This window comes from Caldalkalibacillus salinus, assembly GCF_016745835.1.
In the GTDB taxonomy this organism is placed as follows: Bacteria; Bacillota; Bacilli; order Caldalkalibacillales; family JCM-10596; genus Caldalkalibacillus_A; species Caldalkalibacillus_A salinus.
This window is the reverse complement of record NZ_JAERVL010000006.1, coordinates 124,293-142,768: the sequence shown is the minus strand read 5'-3', so window position 1 is coordinate 142,768 and position 18,476 is coordinate 124,293. Positions and strand designations below refer to the sequence as shown.

The 18,476-nt window shown below is 45.2% G+C and carries 14 protein-coding genes; 11 read left to right on the top strand and 3 right to left on the bottom strand.

The genetic code is table 11. The annotated features are described in order from the left end of the window. The first annotated feature begins 13 nt into the window (after positions 1–13). The 8 genes from JKM87_RS06590 to JKM87_RS06555 all read left to right on the top strand — a co-directional run bounded on the left by JKM87_RS06590 (position 14) and on the right by JKM87_RS06555 (position 9,916). On the top strand, positions 14–982 hold the full coding sequence (locus JKM87_RS06590) for a carbohydrate ABC transporter permease (protein WP_202079256.1): 969 nt from the start codon (positions 14–16) through the stop codon (positions 980–982). Next, complete coding sequence (gene nagZ / locus JKM87_RS06585; protein ID WP_236838649.1) at positions 982–2,604, top strand: beta-N-acetylhexosaminidase; 1,623 nt, start codon at positions 982–984, stop codon at positions 2,602–2,604. Before JKM87_RS06590 ends, nagZ begins: the two co-directional genes overlap by 1 nt. A 97-nt stretch (positions 2,605–2,701) precedes the next feature. Further along, complete coding sequence (locus JKM87_RS06580) at positions 2,702–3,604, top strand: MurR/RpiR family transcriptional regulator (RefSeq protein WP_236838648.1); 903 nt, start codon at positions 2,702–2,704, stop codon at positions 3,602–3,604. Continuing rightward, entirely contained in the window at positions 3,585–4,790 is a 1,206-nt protein-coding gene (locus tag JKM87_RS06575; RefSeq protein ID WP_202079254.1) for an anhydro-N-acetylmuramic acid kinase, read from the top strand. The genes JKM87_RS06580 and JKM87_RS06575 overlap by 20 nt, the downstream gene beginning before the upstream one ends. A gap of 11 nt (positions 4,791–4,801) precedes the next feature. Continuing rightward, positions 4,802–6,214: a glycolate oxidase subunit GlcD gene (glcD, locus tag JKM87_RS06570; protein ID WP_202079252.1), complete on the top strand. Its 1,413-nt coding sequence runs from the start codon at positions 4,802–4,804 to the stop codon at positions 6,212–6,214. Then, positions 6,211–7,653, top strand: a complete 1,443-nt coding sequence (locus tag JKM87_RS06565) for a (Fe-S)-binding protein (protein WP_202079250.1) — start codon at positions 6,211–6,213, stop codon at positions 7,651–7,653. The genes glcD and JKM87_RS06565 overlap by 4 nt, the downstream gene beginning before the upstream one ends. Before the next feature lie 338 nt (positions 7,654–7,991). Continuing rightward, positions 7,992–8,450: a hypothetical protein gene (locus tag JKM87_RS06560; protein WP_202079248.1), complete on the top strand. Its 459-nt coding sequence runs from the start codon at positions 7,992–7,994 to the stop codon at positions 8,448–8,450. Between the two features lie 161 nt (positions 8,451–8,611). Next, positions 8,612–9,916 carry a hemolysin family protein gene (locus JKM87_RS06555; RefSeq protein ID WP_202079246.1) on the top strand — a complete coding sequence of 435 codons (1,305 nt, stop codon included), beginning with the start codon at positions 8,612–8,614 and terminating at the stop codon, positions 9,914–9,916. A 69-nt stretch (positions 9,917–9,985) separates the two neighbouring features. Here the strand turns inward: JKM87_RS06555 and JKM87_RS06550 are convergent, their stop codons facing one another. Together JKM87_RS06550 and JKM87_RS06545 are read right to left on the bottom strand one after the other, a co-directional pair. Beyond that, complete coding sequence (locus JKM87_RS06550) at positions 9,986–10,633, bottom strand: hypothetical protein (RefSeq protein ID WP_202079244.1); 648 nt, start codon at positions 10,631–10,633, stop codon at positions 9,986–9,988. Positions 10,634–10,813: 180 nt separating this feature from the next. Further along, entirely contained in the window at positions 10,814–11,164 is a 351-nt protein-coding gene (locus JKM87_RS06545) for a DUF4363 family protein (RefSeq protein WP_236838667.1), read from the bottom strand. 109 nt (positions 11,165–11,273) lie between these two features. Between JKM87_RS06545 and JKM87_RS06540 the strand changes: the two genes are divergently transcribed. Next, entirely contained in the window at positions 11,274–12,140 is an 867-nt protein-coding gene (locus JKM87_RS06540) for a DUF421 domain-containing protein (protein WP_202079240.1), read from the top strand. 89 nt (positions 12,141–12,229) lie between these two features. On the opposite strand, the gene JKM87_RS06535 is transcribed toward JKM87_RS06540, so the two are convergent. Next, positions 12,230–13,018 carry a potassium channel family protein gene (locus JKM87_RS06535; protein ID WP_202079238.1) on the bottom strand — a complete coding sequence of 263 codons (789 nt, stop codon included), beginning with the start codon at positions 13,016–13,018 and terminating at the stop codon, positions 12,230–12,232. Between the two features lie 348 nt (positions 13,019–13,366). Between JKM87_RS06535 and uvrB the strand changes: the two genes are divergently transcribed. Together uvrB and uvrA are read left to right on the top strand one after the other, a co-directional pair. Then, positions 13,367–15,349: an excinuclease ABC subunit UvrB gene (uvrB, locus tag JKM87_RS06530; protein ID WP_202079236.1), complete on the top strand. Its 1,983-nt coding sequence runs from the start codon at positions 13,367–13,369 to the stop codon at positions 15,347–15,349. A 120-nt stretch (positions 15,350–15,469) separates the two neighbouring features. Further along, positions 15,470–18,331 carry an excinuclease ABC subunit UvrA gene (uvrA, locus tag JKM87_RS06525; RefSeq protein ID WP_202079234.1) on the top strand — a complete coding sequence of 954 codons (2,862 nt, stop codon included), beginning with the start codon at positions 15,470–15,472 and terminating at the stop codon, positions 18,329–18,331. The last annotated feature ends 145 nt before the right edge of the window (positions 18,332–18,476 follow it).

Genomic DNA, 18,476 nt, shown 5'->3' with positions numbered 1-18,476 from the left:
AAGGGGGGACATAATGAAACTAAAATTATCTTCACTAAGCAAACCCTTAATCTATATGATTCTGCTTGTCATGGCTCTCGTCTCCATCCTTCCTCTATATTGGGTGTTTGTGACCGCTTTGCAATTACCGGCCTATCAGAATGAGGAGATGGAGCGCCCCGTATCATATGTCGAATCGACTCCCCCTAAGCTTTATCCTGTAGGGATCACAGAATATATGTCACAGTGGCAGAAAAAGCGAGCAGCCTTAAGTGCAGGAGAATCGGAGAAAGCACAGTTTCATCAAGAGAAAATGACAGAAGTGAGAGAGAAAACGTTCGAGAGTTTTGTCACACTATTTGAACGAACGGAGATCTTACGCTGGCTATTTAACAGTTTATATATCGCCTTACTCGGCACCTTTTTACTGGTCCTATTAGATACGATGGCAGGCTATGTACTCGCCAAGAAAAAGTTCCCCGGTCGAATGCTGATCTTCTGGGTCATTATTTCAACCATGATGATTCCTGAGCAGGTGACGCTCGTGCCAACTTTTATCATGGTCCAGAAATTAGAACTGTTTAATACACATTGGGCCCTGATACTTCCTAATCTGGCCCTAGCCTTTGGGGTATTTCTAATGAGACAGTTCTTGCTCTCTATCCCGGATGAATTAATCGAAGCGGCCAAAATTGATGGGGCCTCTGAGTGGAAAATATTTTACACGATCATTATACCTTTAGCTAAACCCGCGATGGCCGTCCTATCTATCTTTACTTTCGTGCTAATATGGAACGCATTCCTATGGCCCATCATCGTCATCAATGATACAGAACTGCTCACCTTGCCAGCCGGCTTGAAGACGTTACAGGATGCAAACCTTGCTAGTTTTAAGCTATTAATGACTGGCGCGACTATTGCGGCCATCCCAATGATTATCTTTTTCCTGATGTTCCAAAAATATTTTGTTAGAGGTCTAACGTTAGGAGGCGTCAAAGAGTAATGATGAAGGATAAGGAAGCATTAAGACGAAAGATCGGCCAGCTCATGGTGTGTGGGTTTAAAGCGGAACGTCCCGAGCAAGTCTCCAAGGAGATGGAAACGCTCATTACGGAGTGGTATGTGGGTGGTGTCATTCTTTTCGGGCGTAATATTGGCACAACCCAAGATGTCTTGAAACTGACGACGAAACTTCAACAATTAGCTAAAGAAGCGGGACATGAACGCCCTCTACTCATTTGTATTGACCAGGAGAATGGCGTTGTGCGCAGGCTAGGGGAAGGGACGACCATATTCCCAGGGGCCATGTGTCTAGGTGCAACAAACCAAGAACGGTACGCCTATGAAGTGGGTAAGGCTACGGGGATAGAACTAAAAGCGTTGGGCATTAATTGGAACCTAGCACCTACCGTTGATGTCAATAACAATCCGTATAATCCCGTCATCAGTGTACGCTCTTATGGCGAAGATCCTCAATCGGTAGCGCGGTTCGGTCAGGCAACCATGAGAGGCATGCAGGAGGCAGGAGTGATCACAACGTTGAAACACTTTCCCGGTCACGGAGACACCCATGTGGATTCCCATCTAGACCTACCTCAGATAGACTATTCGCTCGACCGGTTGAAAGAAGTCGAACTCGTCCCCTTTAAGCAGTGTATTCAGGCAGGCGCAGATACAGTGATGACGGCTCACATTGATTTTCCTGCTTTAGAACCACAGGGGAGGCCCGCTACACTGTCCCAATCGATCGTAACCGGATTATTGCGAGAGACTTTAGGCTTTGACGGCGTCGTGACAACGGATTGTATGGAAATGAAGGCGATTGCGGACACAGTAGGGACACCTCAGGGAGCGCTTCAAGCGATTCAAGCAGGGGTCGATCTGGTGATGATTTCGCACCTGCCTACATTACAAAAAGAGGCCATCCAAACGATTGAAGAGGCGCTGCTTCAGGGGGAATGCTCGCAGGCGCGCATTGATGAAGCTTACCGTCGAGTTAAAAGGTTAAAAGAGACTTATCTCTCATGGGAAGACATCACCGATACATTTACATTGTCCGTTCCTTCGACGGTGGGGTGTCAGGATCATGAGGTATTAGCGCATGATGTGTATGAACAAGGGGTCACCCTCGTCAAAGGAGAGCATCATTTACCCCTCAACCCATCATCTGAAGTGACAGGATATCGGACACTGGTGGTCTACCCTGAGAATTCCTATCTGACTTGGGTAGAGGATGAGCGCTTCTCTAATCATACATTGGGCGCAGAAGTGCAGCGTGTAGACCCTCAGGCGTCCGTACACATTTTATCCGCTGAGCCGACGTTATTAGAAATAGAAGATGTGCTGGATGAAGCTGCACACTATGACACCGTGATTGTCGGAACGTTAACGGCCGGCCAGAGGTCGTCACAGGCTGAGCTCGTTCAAAAACTTTGTCAGCTAGACAACGTACAGGTGGCCGTTATGGCCATGCGCAGCCCATACGATTTGGCTCACTTTCCAAATGTAGATATTTATATTGCCACTTATGAATTTACCAATCCAGCCTTAAGAGTGGCGACAGACATTCTCTATGGGCGTAAAAAAGCAAAAGGAACAATGCCCGTCACGATTCCTAAGTTTTAAGTTTTACAATAAAGACCGTAGCTTTAGTCTTTGAGAGACACTAAAAAATTACTACAACATCCACAGCGGCTCAAACAAGAGGAGGAATATACAGTCTATGCACACGTCAACGACCGGCGGACTGACGATGATCAAAGAAATGTTAGCCAGTCTGCCACCTTCAGAACGAAAGATCGCAAACTATATACTTAAGCACCCCGATACCGCTGTGCTGTGTACCACCGGTGAACTGGGAGAACGGACTAATACCAGTGGTGCCGCTGTGATTAGACTATGCAAATCCTTGGGGCTAAAAGGGTTTCAAGATTTGAAGATTAGAATTGCAGGCGATCTGCAAAAACCAAAGCAAGAAGGCTACCGCGATATACATCCGCATGAATCACAATCTGAAGTGCTGTCAAAGATGACGAGCAACAGTGTGCAAGCGATTACGGAGACGGAGGAAATGCTCAACCCTGATGCTTTAGCCCGAGCCGTCGAGGCGATTCTAAGCGCAAGAAGAATCCATTTCTTTGGGGTTGGCGCCTCAAGTATTATCGCCTTAGACGCCCAGCAGAAGTTCTTGCGTATTAACAAAGAAGCCGTCTCCTTTTCAGATATTCATATGGCGGCCATGCATGTGGCTAACTTAACCGAAGATGATGTGGTGATGGGTATATCCTTCTCAGGGCAAACGGAAGAAGTGGTCAAATTGATTGACCTTGCCAATGAGAAGCGTGCCACAACGATCAGTTTAACCAAGTACGGCACGACTTCAGTCTCAGAGCGCGCGAGTATACGCCTGTTTACCTCCGCGTCTAAAGAAGCAGTCTTTCGATCAGCGGCTACGTCATCTCGTTTAGCCCAGTTACACGTCATCGATATTTTATATATGTGTGTGGCTTCAGAAGAGTATGAGGATAGTATCAAGTGGTTAGATCAAACACGACAAGCGATACACTTTTTGGGCAGCAAGTCAAATAAAAAACAGGGGGGAAAGGATGGACACATGGATTCGTGAAGTTGTGACAAAGAAGGTGACATTAGCCGTCGGTTTGATGTCAGGGACGTCTTTAGACGGCATTGATGCAGCACTCGTCCAGATAACAGGAAAGGGCAAAGACGTTCAAGCACAACTGTTACACTTTCAAACGTTAGCCTATACATCTGAAGAAAGAGCACGACTCTTGCAACTATGTTCACCCGATACGTCAAATGTGGCTTTGATCTGCGAAACGAATCATTGGCTAGGAAAAAAGTTCGCTGAGGCCACACTAAACTTACTCCAAACGGTGGGGCGGTCTCCTGAAGATATCGACTTTATCAGCTCACATGGACAAACGATCTATCATATGCCCGAAAAGGGCGCTACACTGCAAATCGGAGAGCTAGCTGAAATAGCTGAACGCACAGGTATATTAACCGTAGGGGACTTCCGTCCTAGTGACATAGCCGCTGGCGGAGAAGGCGCCCCACTCGTGCCGTTTATCGATAATCTGCTCTTTCGTCACCATTCAAAAGGGAGAATCCTCCTAAACATTGGCGGGATCGGAAACATGACCGTACTGCCACCCAGCCATCAAGAGGATGACATCATCGCTTTTGATACAGGTCCCGGGAATGTCCTCATCGACGGGTTTGTGCAGCGAGCAACAAAGGGACAACAGACGTACGATCAGGATGGACAATTGGCCGGTCAGGGCAGGGTGGATCATGACTGGTTGCAGGACTTGTTAGACCGTGATGAATACCTCCAAGCAGCCCCTCCTAAAAGCACTGGAAGAGAGCGTTACAACCAAACGTGGATTGAAGCACGATGGAAGGAAGGGGAGCACAGAGGTCTGTCTATCCCCGATCGGGTCGCTACGGCCACACAGTACACGATTGAGTCGATCTCTCAAGCCCTACAGTTTGACACCGTTAAGCGAGTAAACATTGAAGAATTGCTCGTTGGGGGTGGGGGCGCTCAAAATCCTCGTATCATGGCAGGACTACAAGAGGCGCTTGATGTGGATGTTCATAAAATGGACGACGTCACCCCCATCACAAGTGAAGCCAAAGAGGCGGTCGCTTTTGCTTTGTTAGGCTACGCCTTTTTAAACGGAGAGGCGAACACGATACCCACAGCAACTGGGGCTACGAAAGAGGTCTCTATGGGTAAACTGGTCATCCCCTCCCGTTATCTATTAAACCAAGGGAGCGTATAAGGAGTGGTAAAATGCTAGAATCAGCCGTGATCGATCAGCTGAAGACGATCGTAGGTGATGGAAACGTGGGTGATGACGACGTCACTCGCCTCTCATATTCCTATGACGCTACACCGCAGTATCAATCCTTACCTGACGCCGTTGTCAAACCACGTCACACGAAAGAGGTTCAACAAATCGTTCGCTTATGTCGAACCCATCACATCCCAATCGTTCCCAGAGGCGCAGGCACAAATTTATGTGCTGGAACGGTGCCACTAGAGGGAGGAATTGTCCTCCTCTTTGATCACATGAATCAGATCATAGAGGTGGATGAGGAAAACGTATGTGCACGAGTCCAGCCCGGTGTGAACACACAGTTCTTCATCGAACAGATGGAGGAGCGTCAGCTGTTCTATCCCCCTGACCCGAGTAGCATGAAGATTTCCACCTTAGGAGGAAACATTAGTGAATGCTCTGGGGGCTTACGGGGATTGAAGTATGGGGTGACGAAGGATTATGTCTTAGGTCTCGAAGTGGTGCTCGCCAACGGAGATGTCCTGCATACAGGGGGCAAACTGGCCAAGGATGTAGCGGGGTACGATTTGACTAAACTCCTCGTTGGTTCAGAAGGCACGTTAGGCATTGTCACGGAGGCTACCCTAAAGCTGTTGCCCCTGCCCGAGACGAAACGGACCATGCTCGCCTGGTTTAACACCATGGAACAGGCCGCTCAAACGGTGTCGGACATCATCGCCCAGAGAATGATTCCAGCCACTTTGGAGTTTATGGATCAGAGAACCATTCAAGCCGTCGAAGCTTATGCCAAACTGGGTCTTCCCACAGATATAGGTGCCGTTTTACTCATTGAACAGGATGGTGCACCAGCCATCGTCAATAGAGATATTGAAAAAATACGCACTATTTGCGAGCAAGCGAATGCCGTGTCCGTTCAAGTCGCTCAGAACGATGAAGAAGGTCAGCGCTTAACGACCGCGAGACGCTCCGCATTAACCGCTTTGTCCCGTTTGAAACCGACAACGATACTCGAAGATGCCACCGTACCTAGGTCAAAACTGGCTGATATGGTCCGAGCCATTAATAAGATTGCCGACAAGTATGACGTTCAAATCTGCACGTTCGGTCATGCAGGGGATGGGAATTTGCACCCCACCTGTGTCACAGACAGTCGGGATGAAGCAGAGATTCATCGCGTGGAGCAAGCGTTTGAAGACATTTTCGCCACAGCTTTAGAGATGGGTGGCACCATAACGGGGGAGCATGGTGTCGGTGTGGTTAAATCACCTTATCTGGAATGGAAGCTAGGAGAGAGTGGCATCGCGGTGATGAAGAGCCTTAAGCAAGCCTTAGACCCGACGGGCATTATGAATCCCGGTAAAGTGTTTGCCAAAGCGTCCAGAAAAAGGATCGTGATCGGCGCATGAATCTAAACAATACGGCCCAGGACTTTCAACATTTCGAAAATGTGGATGAGCTAAGAAATTGTACGCGTTGTGGCTTTTGTCAGCCGACCTGCCCCACGTTTATTCAAACGGGGAGAAATGAAGCCTCCTCACCCAGAGGAAGAATTGCGTTAATTCAAGCCGTCGTAGACGGACAACTAGAACCGAGTGAGCGATTTGAACGGGAACTGAGTCTATGTCTAGGATGTCGTGCCTGTGAATCCGCATGTCCTTCAGGTGTACAATATGGACAGATATTAGAAGAGGCACGGGCCATCATGGCTAAGCGCAAGCGGTACTCCTGGCCCGTCAGCATGCTACGCAGCTTCTTTTTTAAGACACTGATACCTCACCAGCGCTGGCTGAAAGGGATGGGTGTCATGTTATGGGCTTATCAACGCTTCGGTATCCAATGGGTTGTGAGACAATCAGGTCTCTTATCGCTCTTAAAAAAGATCAATAAAAAATGGCAGCCCTTTTTAGAAATGGAAGCCGTTATGCCACGTATGCCATCACCCCGGACACTATGGCAGTCGAGGAGGGAAAGAAAAGCACATTTACACCAAAATGCCACCAATCATACCGACCATCCTGAATATGACGAACAGGCTCCGAACCCTAAACACCCCGAACATGTCAAACACCCTGTGGCGTTCTTCACAGGGTGTATCATGGACGTCATGTTTCACGAAACGAATGAGCGCACCCTCAAACTATTGAAGCATAGAGGGGGAAACCCTACCGTGCCCCAGCAGCAAACGTGTTGTGGTGCCCTTCATGCTCACGCTGGAGAGTTTGACAAGGCTCAATCATTAGCGAAACAAAACATCGCCGCATTCGAACAAGCGTGCCATGCGATTCAGGACAAAGACTCACTCATACCGATCATCACCAATGCGGGTGGATGTGGGGCCTTTTTACAGCAGTATCCTCACTTGCTGGCTCATGAGCCCGAATGGCATGACCGGGCCGTTCGTTTTGCTGAATGCATACAGGATTTATCAAGTTGGTTAGTGGATCAAGGCACCAAAACCCAAAAAACGCAGAAAAATAGGGCAAAACTTAACCTAATGACCTATCAGGATTCATGTCATCTGAGACACGGGATGAATGTTCATGAAGCCCCACGCAAGTTATTGAAATCGGTTGATGAGAACAGCTATATTGAACTGCCCCAGGCCGATCACTGTTGTGGATCAGCCGGTATCTATAACCTTATTGAATCAGAGATGGCCACTCACATCCTTGCCGATAAAATGGAACAAGTGAATGCGACCGAGGCCATCACTATTGTCACTTCTAACCCCGGTTGCTTGTTACAAATGAAACTGGGTATCCGCAAATTTGGCCGCCCCGATCGTCATCTTCAAGCGGTACATATTGCCGATGTGCTATACGAGGACATGATACAAAAGAAATAATAGTAGACTGAACCTTACAGCGATGATACCGGCTTTGCGGAAGCCACTACAAGCCATTCCCTTTTATCGGGGAATGGCTTTGTAACGTCTATAACCTCTACTGTAATTGGATAACAGCTGTACGTGAACTGTTCACACTGCTTTCAGCTCTCATCTTCGTAGATGCTCTTAGAATAAATGGTTTAGAAGAATTTTTCGTTTTAAAAAATACAGACGGACCAAAGGGCCGCATCCAATTTGCCAGCTTCCAAGTGATTCATGGCAGCAGCTACAGTAGACTAAAAAAATTCATAACTTTTAGTGGATATTGCCGTCTAATATTAATGGAGGTGCGAATCTTGAAGAAAATTTCCAAGTTGTTTTTATATCTAGTATCAGGTCTATTGGTTGCCTCAATCATTTTCATTTGGTATTTCACTTATATTCCTCAAGATTATACAAGAGAATCAAGAGATGTTGCCATACTAAACAGTGTAAAAGAGTATAAACTAACAAAAAATGATATTTGGTTTGATACTCTTATTAGAAATTTAAGGTATGACTACGAACTCTCAGTGAACGAATTCTCGGTGAATTCAGCTATTCATGAAAAATTTCCTATATTGATTACTAAAAATACTAAGTTCTATAAAATAACTGACGATGAAGGGTTCGTTGAAAGAAAAGAAGCATCCATTTCAGAATTAAATAGTGGGGACAAATTAATGATTTGGAGCCACTCAAGTACAACATTTGGCGCACATCTTGTCGAGGCAACAGAAATCATGATTGATAAGACAGAGTCAAATATTTATTAAGTAGAGACTCCAATGGTCCATCTGAAATCCATGCCACCTATACGGGTAGGAGATGATGTTTGTCTCATTCGTTCATAAATAGCGGTGTAAATGTACAATATAAAATGAGTGGTTATGAACGGATGGAGGTGAAACCGAGATCGACATGATCTTGGAGCACTTTGATTATCATTAACTTAATTTTAGTGGCGATATTAATTATTTTCACGGCTTTTTTCGTTGCGGCTGAGTTTGCCGTCGTTAAGATAAGAAGCACAAGAATCGAACAACTGGCGGATGAAGGAAACAAGAGAGCACAAGCGGCTAAAAAAGTCCTCTCTAACCTTGATGGCTATCTATCAGCGTGTCAACTCGGTATTACCATCACGGCTCTAGGTTTGGGTTGGTTAGGAGAACCGACAGTTGAGCGTATGTTGAACCCGCTCTTTCACGACTTAAATCTACCAAGCTCCGTCTCACATATTCTTTCTTTTGCGATCGCTTTTATAACGATTACGTTTTTACATGTGGTGATTGGAGAGTTAGCACCCAAAACCGTCGCCATTCAAAAGGCAGAGAAAGTCACTTTGTTGCTCTCACCGCCTTTGATATTATTCTATAAATTGATGTATCCATTTATATGGGCACTGAATGGATCAGCCAGATTTTTCGTCGGTTTATTCGGGCTACAACCCGCTTCCGAGCATGAAGTCGTGCATAGTGAAGAAGAATTAAGAATCATTTTAACAGAAAGCTATCAAAGCGGGGAAATTAACCAGTCTGAATATCACTATGTCAATAAAATATTTGAATTCGATAATCGGATAGCCAGAGAGGTCATGGTACCGAGAACAGAGATGATTACCATTTCCTTAGAAGACGATATTGAGGGTGTTTTAAGAATGGCTCAGGAAAAGCCGTTTACACGTTATCCTGTTATGGATAACGACAAAGACACCATCTTAGGGATGGTCAATATTAAAGAAGTCCTCAAGGATCACGTTAGATTAACGGTTGAGGAGATAGAGCCACATTCACTCAATGACTACGTCCGTCCCGTAATTGAAGTCTTAGAGACCATACCGATACACGACTTATTAATACGAATGCAGAAGGAAAGACGCCACCTTGCTATATTAATTGACGAGTATGGGGGGACGTCTGGACTTGTGACAGTAGAGGATATACTGGAGGAGATTGTAGGTGAAATACAAGACGAATTCGACGTCAATGAGAAACCAAGGATAGTAAAAAAGGGGCACGATCACTATATATTTGACGGCAAAGTCCTTGTGACTGAGGTTAATGAAGTGTTGGGCATTCATATTGAAGCGAAAGAAATCGATACCATTGGAGGATGGGTACTCACGCAGAATATGAATATCAAGGAAGGCCAAAAGATAACATACGGCCATTACGAATTTAAGGCATTAAAGCTTGAAGGACACCACGTGCAAACATTGGAGGTCAAAGCGATCAATACCTAAGTCATCCCCATCTGGGCGTCCTATTGACTAGATGACACCACTTTAAATATAAAAACGGTAGCCAACATTCTATTTATTTAACTGAGATCTACTGAGCCCATAAGTAAAGGGCACGGCTAAATCATAAATGAGAAACAGACTCCAAACATAACTCAAGATATTGAAAAAAGGGTCGTGAAACCATCCCCGATGTGGGTGTTGCATCCATTCCGCGATATCAAAGCGGGTTGTGGCACCATAAGATACACTCACATCAATCATAAACCAGAGCGTGTGCATCACCAGATAGGCAAGGATATGTATAGCCAAGAGTTGCCTTCTATACTTTCTGTAGGCGAGGCGTTCTGCTTCAGGTTCAGGACGAATAACCTCAAGCATCTCGTGTCTCATCCACCCCCGCTTGTTTTGCCATGTCAATACTTTTTGTTTGATATAACGATCCAAACGTTTGAAATCTGCTTGCCCTAACGTACTGGCATAAATAATAAATAAAATGATAAAAACCTGAAAAAACGAGACCTTCCCCGTAAAATAATAGTCCACACTCCCCAGAAACAGCTGAAAGCCATTTCCTAAGATGACTAACAACAATAAAAAAAGACTTAAGCCGTTTAAACGCAATAGATACCGAGCAAGTAGAAAGAAAACCATGAGTATCCAGATTAAGCCTTCAGAAATAAAAAACAGCCCCCATTGGTGATAAAACAAAGATGACACTTACTTCCCTCCTCCTAGCACAAAGCATGTCTTATTTATCAGCTTATGCGAGTGGCAGAGGTGTATTGCTAAAGATTTTCATTTTCTGGGAGGATCAGTCATTGATCACACCATGACAGCTGTGTTAGCGACTTGAAAAGGACTGGCCTGCTCCTTAAAGGTACAGCCAGTCCAAGCCACTTAAAAATCATATATGGCAGATAAATAATGTTTGAGCTGAATGATTGAATCGATCGCTTGGCGCTCATTTTGCCTCTTTAATCGTTCTTTGAGTAGTGTGATCTCTAGATTAATGCCCTCATAGTCTGCTTGTTCACCTAATAGCTGCATTTTCCATAGGCGCTTCTCGTATGTATCTTCCCATTTGTCCACATTGTCTAGGGCGTCATCCCATTCCTCATTTTTAACCTGAGTATGGATGTCATCGATCTTCTTAAACAAGGCCTGATCTTTCGCAGACTTCGTCACGTCACAGCCCATGAGTAGGGTCGACAGTATCAAAAAGACTAATAGATATCGTGTGTGGATCATGTTATGCACACAGGACACTCCTTGCATTATTTTTGTAGAGAAGAGTATGTTTCTATCTAGTTTGCCCAATAATGTAAAATTAGCAGCATTGATATACGGGGGTGAGGGCATGCCAGACATGGTTGTCATACTCGTTCGAGGCTTATTAGGTTTTATCTTACTATTCTTTTTCACCCGTCTTATCGGGAAAAAGCAGATTAATCAAATTACGTACTTTGAATATATCGTTGGGATTGCCATAGGTGGGATAGCGGCCGAACTTACCTTTAGTCCAGATGTCAGAATGGCTAACTTTATCCTTGGGATGGTGATCTGGGGACTCTTGCCGATCCTCGTTGCAAAATTGGAGTTGAAGTCTCACCGTTTTCGCACCATGACAGAAGGCCGTCCTACCTTTCTCGTCCGACATGGAAGGGTACTTGAAGATAATATGAAAAAAGAAAATATGACTGTAGATGAACTCATGATTCATTTACGGCAGAATAATGCTTTTAAACTATCCGAGGTCGAATCTGCAATCATGGAGACGAGTGGCCAAGTGAGCGTGCTAAAGAAAAGTGACAGGCAACCTCTAACACCTAAGGATGTTGGCATGAACGTCAAACCGGAACACCAACCCCGGCTTGTGATCATTGACGGCAACGTGATGGAGAATAGTTTAAACACTTACGGATACAGCAAGGCATGGCTACTCGACCAAGTTAAGAAGCAGGGGGCGTCCACGTTTTCTGATGTATTTCTAGCCCAGCTTGACTCGAAGGGAAATGTCTACATGGACCTATATAACGATCAGAAAGAAATGCCGGAAGTAAAACAAAAGGTCGTAACGGCAGCGAGCATTAAACAGCTACAATCAGACTTAGAAAGATTCGCTGTACAAACGGAAAATGAAGAGGCTAAGCAAATGTTTAAAAGAAAGGCGCAACAAATGGATCAGCTTTTAGACGAGATCAGTGTTTATATCAAAGAGTCATGAGGAGGCGTGTGAGTGCTTACTCTCCAAGGGGCTGATGCACACATAGTAACTGTTGTCACATCCGGGTCGAATCTAATGAACTTGGGTCCTTAAGTCTTATTGACCGCCGTTTCAGCCATTAAGTTTGAGAACGGTTTGTAAGTGAGAATATATTCGTCGAAATATTGCTGTGTGGCTGGTGTGATGTGGTCCTGATCCAGTATTTCAACAATAACTTTAACATCCTTGTCATGTTGTTGAGCAAACTGTTTAACTTTAGAAGCAATCAATAACGTCTTCCCATCTGTTGCCATGTCGTCCGTTGTATCGTCAGGGACAAAAATACAAATCGATTCAGCTTGTAGTGCGTTCGCCTTTTTTAAAGTGTCCCATTTCGTTGCTTTACCTTGAATATAATGAACATTTTTATGGTTCATAGGAGCGGTGGATGCTTGATCAATGATGACAATAGGAGTCCCTTGATGAGAATCTAACATTTCCTCGACGGTTAACTTTGTTTTCTGAGACCAATGAATCATGATGACATGATCCTTTCCTTCAAACCCAATAATACCCATCTCCTTAAACTCCTCGTATTTATTAATGAAATCAACAAGCTTTGTCACAAATATAGCGAATAATCCGATGCCAACAAGATACATGAATATGGAGTATACCCTTCCCCCAACTGTTTTGGGTGTATAATCCCCGAAACCCACCTGTGAAACGGTGGTCATGACGTACCAAAAGCCAATAAACGGATTTTTAAACGTTTTGGGTTCGATAAAATACAGTGCATAAGAGCTAAAGACCATAAAAATAACGGCCATAAGCAGTATTTTCCAATGATTGATCTTAATCGTATGCTGAAGGACTTTCTTGACGAGACTTAAGAGCATAAAAGTGACCTCCTCATGCTATTGTCTGAGTTGGGAGTTGTCTTATCGTGGGCCGTCTTAGTGTATTTTGGGAGGCGTTCACTCGATGGGATTTTTATGTATTCTTGCCACCTATTATTTTGATCAAAAACCGTTTGTTCAATACACATTCACCTTTGTGCGGAGGTCCGATGCCCTACGAATAGGAGATGACCTTCCCATACAGATAATACCAAATCATCTTTTTTGAAACGCACTCTTGTGCTATAGTAAAATAAAGAACATATATTCGTGAATTGTGTCTAAATCCCCCATCTTTGTGCTATAATCTAGATGTTGGAGAAATAGAGCGGAAAGAAGGAGGCTGCCATGCTAGATCATAAGTTTGAACTCGTATCCAGATACGAGCCGCAGGGTGATCAGCCCCAAGCAATTGAAAAATTGGTGCAAGGTCTAAAGGACGGAAAAAAACATCAAACCTTGCTTGGTGCGACTGGGACGGGGAAAACGTTCACCGTAGCCCAAACCATTGCCCAAGTCAATAGACCCACGCTCGTAATCGCACATAACAAAACGTTAGCAGCCCAATTACACAGCGAGTTGAAGGAGCTGTTTCCAAACAACGCAGTGGAATACTTCGTTAGTTACTACGACTACTATCAACCAGAGGCTTATATTCCTCAATCGGATACCTTCATAGAAAAAGACGCCAGCATTAATGATGAAATAGATAAATTACGTCACTCTGCGACGAGTGCGCTTTTCGAAAGAAGAGATGTGATCATCGTCGCCAGTGTATCCTGCATTTACGGTTTAGGTTCTCCGGAAGAGTACCGAGACCTCGTACTCTCTCTTCGTGTGGGGATGGAACGCAATCGAGATGATGTGTTACGCAAGCTCGTCGATATCCAATATGATAGGAACGACATCAATTTTCATAGAGGGACGTTTCGTGTCCGGGGCGACGTGTTGGAGATTTTCCCAGCGTCCCGTGATGAACAGGCTGTGCGTGTAGAGTTTTTTGGAGATGAGATTGACCGCATCACAGTTGTTGACGTACTCACCGGAGAAATTGTAGGTGAAAGAGACCATATAGCCATTTTCCCAGCCTCCCACTTCGTCACGCGTGAGGAGCGTTTGAAGCGGGCCATCGTTAACATTGAAGCGGAACTTGAAGAACGTCTAAAAGAGCTGAACGACCAAGGCAAGCTTCTAGAAGCGCAACGTTTAGAACAGCGAACACGCTATGATATTGAAATGATGCAAGAGATGGGATTCTGCTCAGGGATTGAGAACTATTCGCGTCACCTCACTTTCCGTGAGCCAGGGTCAACGCCGTACACGTTACTAGACTTCTTTCCTGATGATTTTATGATCGTCGTCGACGAGTCTCACGTGACCATACCACAAATAAGAGGAATGTTTAACGGAGACCAAGCGCGTAAAAAAGTCTTAGTTGATCACGGTTTCCGTTTACCATCAGCCGCGGATAACCGGCCGTTACGATTTGAAGAATTTGAAAAACATATCCGTAATATTATGTACGTCTCAGCGACGCCTGGCCCGTATGAGTTGGAGCATACACCTGAGCTAGTAGAACAGATCATCCGTCCGACAGGGCTAGTAGACCCGACGATTGATGTTCGTCCGATTAAGGGGCAAATTGATGACCTGCTCGGTGAGATTCAGGAGCGTATGCAGAGGAATGAACGTGTCCTAGTCACGACGCTGACCAAGAAGATGGCTGAAGATCTTACAGATTATTTAAAAGAGATTGGAATCAAGGTAAATTACCTGCATTCTGAGATTAAGACGCTTGAACGTTTGCATATTATTCGAGAGCTACGCTTAGGGACATACGATGTGCTTGTGGGCATTAACTTGTTAAGGGAAGGTCTAGACCTTCCAGAGGTATCCCTTGTTGCCATCCTAGACGCAGATAAAGAAGGGTTCCTACGTTCAGAGAGATCCTTAATCCAAACGGTTGGACGTGCGGCTAGGAACGCAGGGGGGCACGTCATCATGTACGCAGATAAAATAACAGACTCCATGCGTGTCGCTTTGGACGAAACACAGAGACGACGTGACCGTCAGACTACGTACAACGAAGAGCATGATATTACACCACAGACGATAAACAAGCCGGTTCATGACGTCATTGAAGCGGTCAAGGCGGCGGAAGATACCGAGAAGTATGAAACTGTCCCCGATCCGACGAAAATGTCCGCAAAGGATCGTAAACAGATGATTGAACGTCTAGAAAAAGAAATGAAGGAAGCGGCCAAACAGCTTCAATTTGAACGGGCAGCAGAGCTACGTGACCTCGTCCTTGAATTAAAAGCTGAATTGTAGACCGTAAACAAAAAGGATCAACCCGATAGACGTGACACACGATCAAGCAAGTGCAGTGACCCCAAGTTAACGGCAAGAACGAGCATAAAAAGGCAATATCTATAGAAAAAAGGTGAGAAGATGAACAATGAAAATATTATTGTCAAAGGGGCAAGGGCGCACAACTTAAAAGATATTGATATCTCCATTCCGAGGGATAAATTTGTGGTGCTAACCGGTCTTTCCGGTTCAGGGAAATCGTCTTTGGCCTTCGACACAATCTATGCGGAGGGACAACGCCGATACGTAGAGTCTCTGTCAGCTTATGCTCGCCAGTTTCTAGGGCAAATGGATAAGCCAGACGTGGATTCCATTGACGGTCTTTCCCCTGCCATTTCTATTGATCAGAAAACGACAAGCCGTAACCCGCGATCGACAGTTGGAACAGTGACGGAGATTTACGATTATTTACGTTTGTTATTCGCCAGAGTCGGGCATCCCCATTGTCCTAAGCACGGTATAGAGATCAAATCACAAACGATCGAACAGATGGTGGACAGAGTCTTAGACCTCCCTGAAAGAACGAAACTTCAGATTCTTGCACCGGTGGTCCAGGGCCGAAAAGGGGAGCACGTGAAGCTACTAGAGGATATCCAAAAACAAGGCTTTGTACGTGTGCGTGTGGATGGCGAAGTGAGAGACTTATCTGAAGAGATCAACCTAGAGAAGAACAAAAAGCATACGATTGAAGTTGTGGTCGATCGTATCGTCGTCAAGGATGGCATACGTTCGCGTTTGGCTGACTCAATGGAAACAGCTTTACAAATGGCTGATGGTCTCGTTCTCATTGATGTGATTGACGGAGAGGAATTGCTATTTAGCTCTAATCTTGCTTGTCCGGAATGTGGATTTAGTATCGAGGAACTCGCACCTAGAATGTTCTCGTTTAACAGTCCCTACGGGGCATGTCAGACTTGTGACGGATTGGGTAGTAAGCTAGAAGTTGACCCAGAGCTCGTGATCCCCGACATGACTAAGACGCTAAAGCAAGACCCGATTGCGCCTTGGGAAGGAGCTTCTACAACGTACTACACGCAATTGCTAAAAGCCGTCTGTGATCACTTCGGCATTGATATGGATGTGCCATTGGAAAAGTTAACTGAAGATCAACTATCAATTATCCTTAATGGCAGTAAGGGTGAAAAAGTGTACTTCAGATATGTGACGGAGTTTAATCAGGTACGCGAGAGTCACATCATCTTTGAAGGCGTACTAAAACACGTTCAACGTCGTTATAGAGAGACGAGCTCAGATTATATCCGGGAGCAACTTGAAGGCTATATGAGCCAAAAACCGTGTCCGACATGTAAAGGCGCTAGGTTAAAAAAAGAATCCTTAGCCGTGACGCTAAACGATAAAAACATTGACTACGTTACCCGGCTTTCCATTGGTGAAGCCAAACAGTTCTTTGACAGTGTTCAACTCACAGATAAAGAGCGTCACATTGCGCATTTAATATTGAGAGAGATTGAGGAACGTCTCGGGTTTTTATATAATGTGGGCCTTGAATATCTGACTCTTAATCGATCAGCAGGTACACTAAGTGGGGGAGAAGCACAGCGGATTAGGCTAGCGACACAGATCGGTTCTCGTCTCATGGGGGTCCTATATATCCTAGATGAACCCTCCATAGGACTACATCAGAGAGATAACGCGAGATTGATCCAAACCCTAGAACAGATGCGTAACCTTGGGAATACACTGATCGTTGTGGAACACGATGAGGACACCATGCTAGCTGCCGATCATATTATCGATGTGGGACCTGGGGCAGGTGTGCACGGGGGCCAAATCGTCTCTCAAGGGACGCCAGCGGAAGTCATGGAGGATGAAGAGTCACTTACCGGTCAGTATCTTAGTGGCAGAAAGTTTATTCCTTTACCCTCAGAGCGAAGAGAGCCTAACGGAAAATGGGTAGAGGTAAAAGGCGCCAAAGAGAATAACCTTAAGAACGTGAATGTGAAGTTTCCATTGGGCCTCTTCACTTGTATTACTGGAGTGTCAGGATCGGGAAAAAGTACACTCATTAATGAAATTTTACTAAAAGCCCTCATGCGTCAATATTACAAATCCAAGGCCAAACCTGGTACACATCGCGCCATCAATGGCACGGAGTATCTCGATAAGGTGGTCAATATCGACCAGTCGCCAATTGGTCGTACACCGCGTTCAAACCCAGCCACCTATACAGGTGTGTTTGATGATATTCGTGACGTATTCGCTCAGACGAACGAAGCAAAGATTAGAGGATATAAGAAAGGTCGTTTTAGTTTTAACGTCAAAGGCGGGCGCTGTGAAGCGTGTCGTGGGGACGGCATCATTAAGATCGAAATGCATTTCTTACCTGACGTCTATGTTCCGTGTGAGATCTGTAAAGGCAAGCGTTATAACCGCGAGACTCTCGAGGTGACGTATAAAGGGAAAACGGTAGCCGATGTTCTCGATATGACCGTCGAAGATGGGGCAGAGTTTTTCCGTAACATCCCTAAAATTAAGCGTAAGCTAGATACACTCGTTGATGTGGGGTTAGGCTATGTCCGATTAGGGCAACCGGCGACGACATTATCGGGTGGAGAGGCGCAGCGGGTCAAACTTGCATCGGAACTGCACCGACGCAGTAACGGTCGGACATTGTACGTCTTAGACGAGCCGACAACAGGTTTACACGTGGCCGATATTGAACGACTACTCGGCGTGCTACAACGTCTTGTCAATAACGGTGATAGTGTGATGGTCATCGAGCACAACCTAGATGTCATCAAAACGGCAGACTATATCATTGATCTCGGACCGGAAGGCGGTGACCGTGGAGGTCAAGTGGTCGCAACAGGGAAACCTGAGGACATTGTCGATGTAGAACAATCACATACCGCCACCTTCTTGAAGCCGATCCTAGACAGAGAACGCCAACGGATGGCTTCCTCTGCGATGGTCCAGGCTTAAATGTGATAATGACCATAAAAGCTTAAGTGTGATAATTATGATCTAGAGCTTAAATGTGATGATCCCGTTTTAATGTCGTGTGAAATACAAGTCTATCAACCACATTCAATATACGATTTGTTTTATATTAGGCGCTAAACTGACG

What these genes read in the sequence shown, in the direction of transcription:
- JKM87_RS06590 (WP_202079256.1), top strand. Translation starts at nt 14, where the DNA reads ATGAAACTAAAATTATCTTCACTAAGCAAACCCTTAATCTATATGATT.
- nagZ (WP_236838649.1), top strand. Translation starts at nt 982, where the DNA reads ATGATGAAGGATAAGGAAGCATTAAGACGAAAGATCGGCCAGCTCATG.
- JKM87_RS06580 (WP_236838648.1), top strand. Translation starts at nt 2,702, where the DNA reads ATGCACACGTCAACGACCGGCGGACTGACGATGATCAAAGAAATGTTA.
- JKM87_RS06575 (WP_202079254.1), top strand. Translation starts at nt 3,585, where the DNA reads ATGGACACATGGATTCGTGAAGTTGTGACAAAGAAGGTGACATTAGCC.
- glcD (WP_202079252.1), top strand. Translation starts at nt 4,802, where the DNA reads ATGCTAGAATCAGCCGTGATCGATCAGCTGAAGACGATCGTAGGTGAT.
- JKM87_RS06565 (WP_202079250.1), top strand. Translation starts at nt 6,211, where the DNA reads ATGAATCTAAACAATACGGCCCAGGACTTTCAACATTTCGAAAATGTG.
- JKM87_RS06545 (WP_236838667.1), bottom strand. Translation starts at nt 11,164, where the DNA reads ATGATCCACACACGATATCTATTAGTCTTTTTGATACTGTCGACCCTA.
- JKM87_RS06540 (WP_202079240.1), top strand. Translation starts at nt 11,274, where the DNA reads ATGCCAGACATGGTTGTCATACTCGTTCGAGGCTTATTAGGTTTTATC.
- JKM87_RS06535 (WP_202079238.1), bottom strand. Translation starts at nt 13,018, where the DNA reads ATGCTCTTAAGTCTCGTCAAGAAAGTCCTTCAGCATACGATTAAGATC.
- uvrB (WP_202079236.1), top strand. Translation starts at nt 13,367, where the DNA reads ATGCTAGATCATAAGTTTGAACTCGTATCCAGATACGAGCCGCAGGGT.
- uvrA (WP_202079234.1), top strand. Translation starts at nt 15,470, where the DNA reads ATGAACAATGAAAATATTATTGTCAAAGGGGCAAGGGCGCACAACTTA.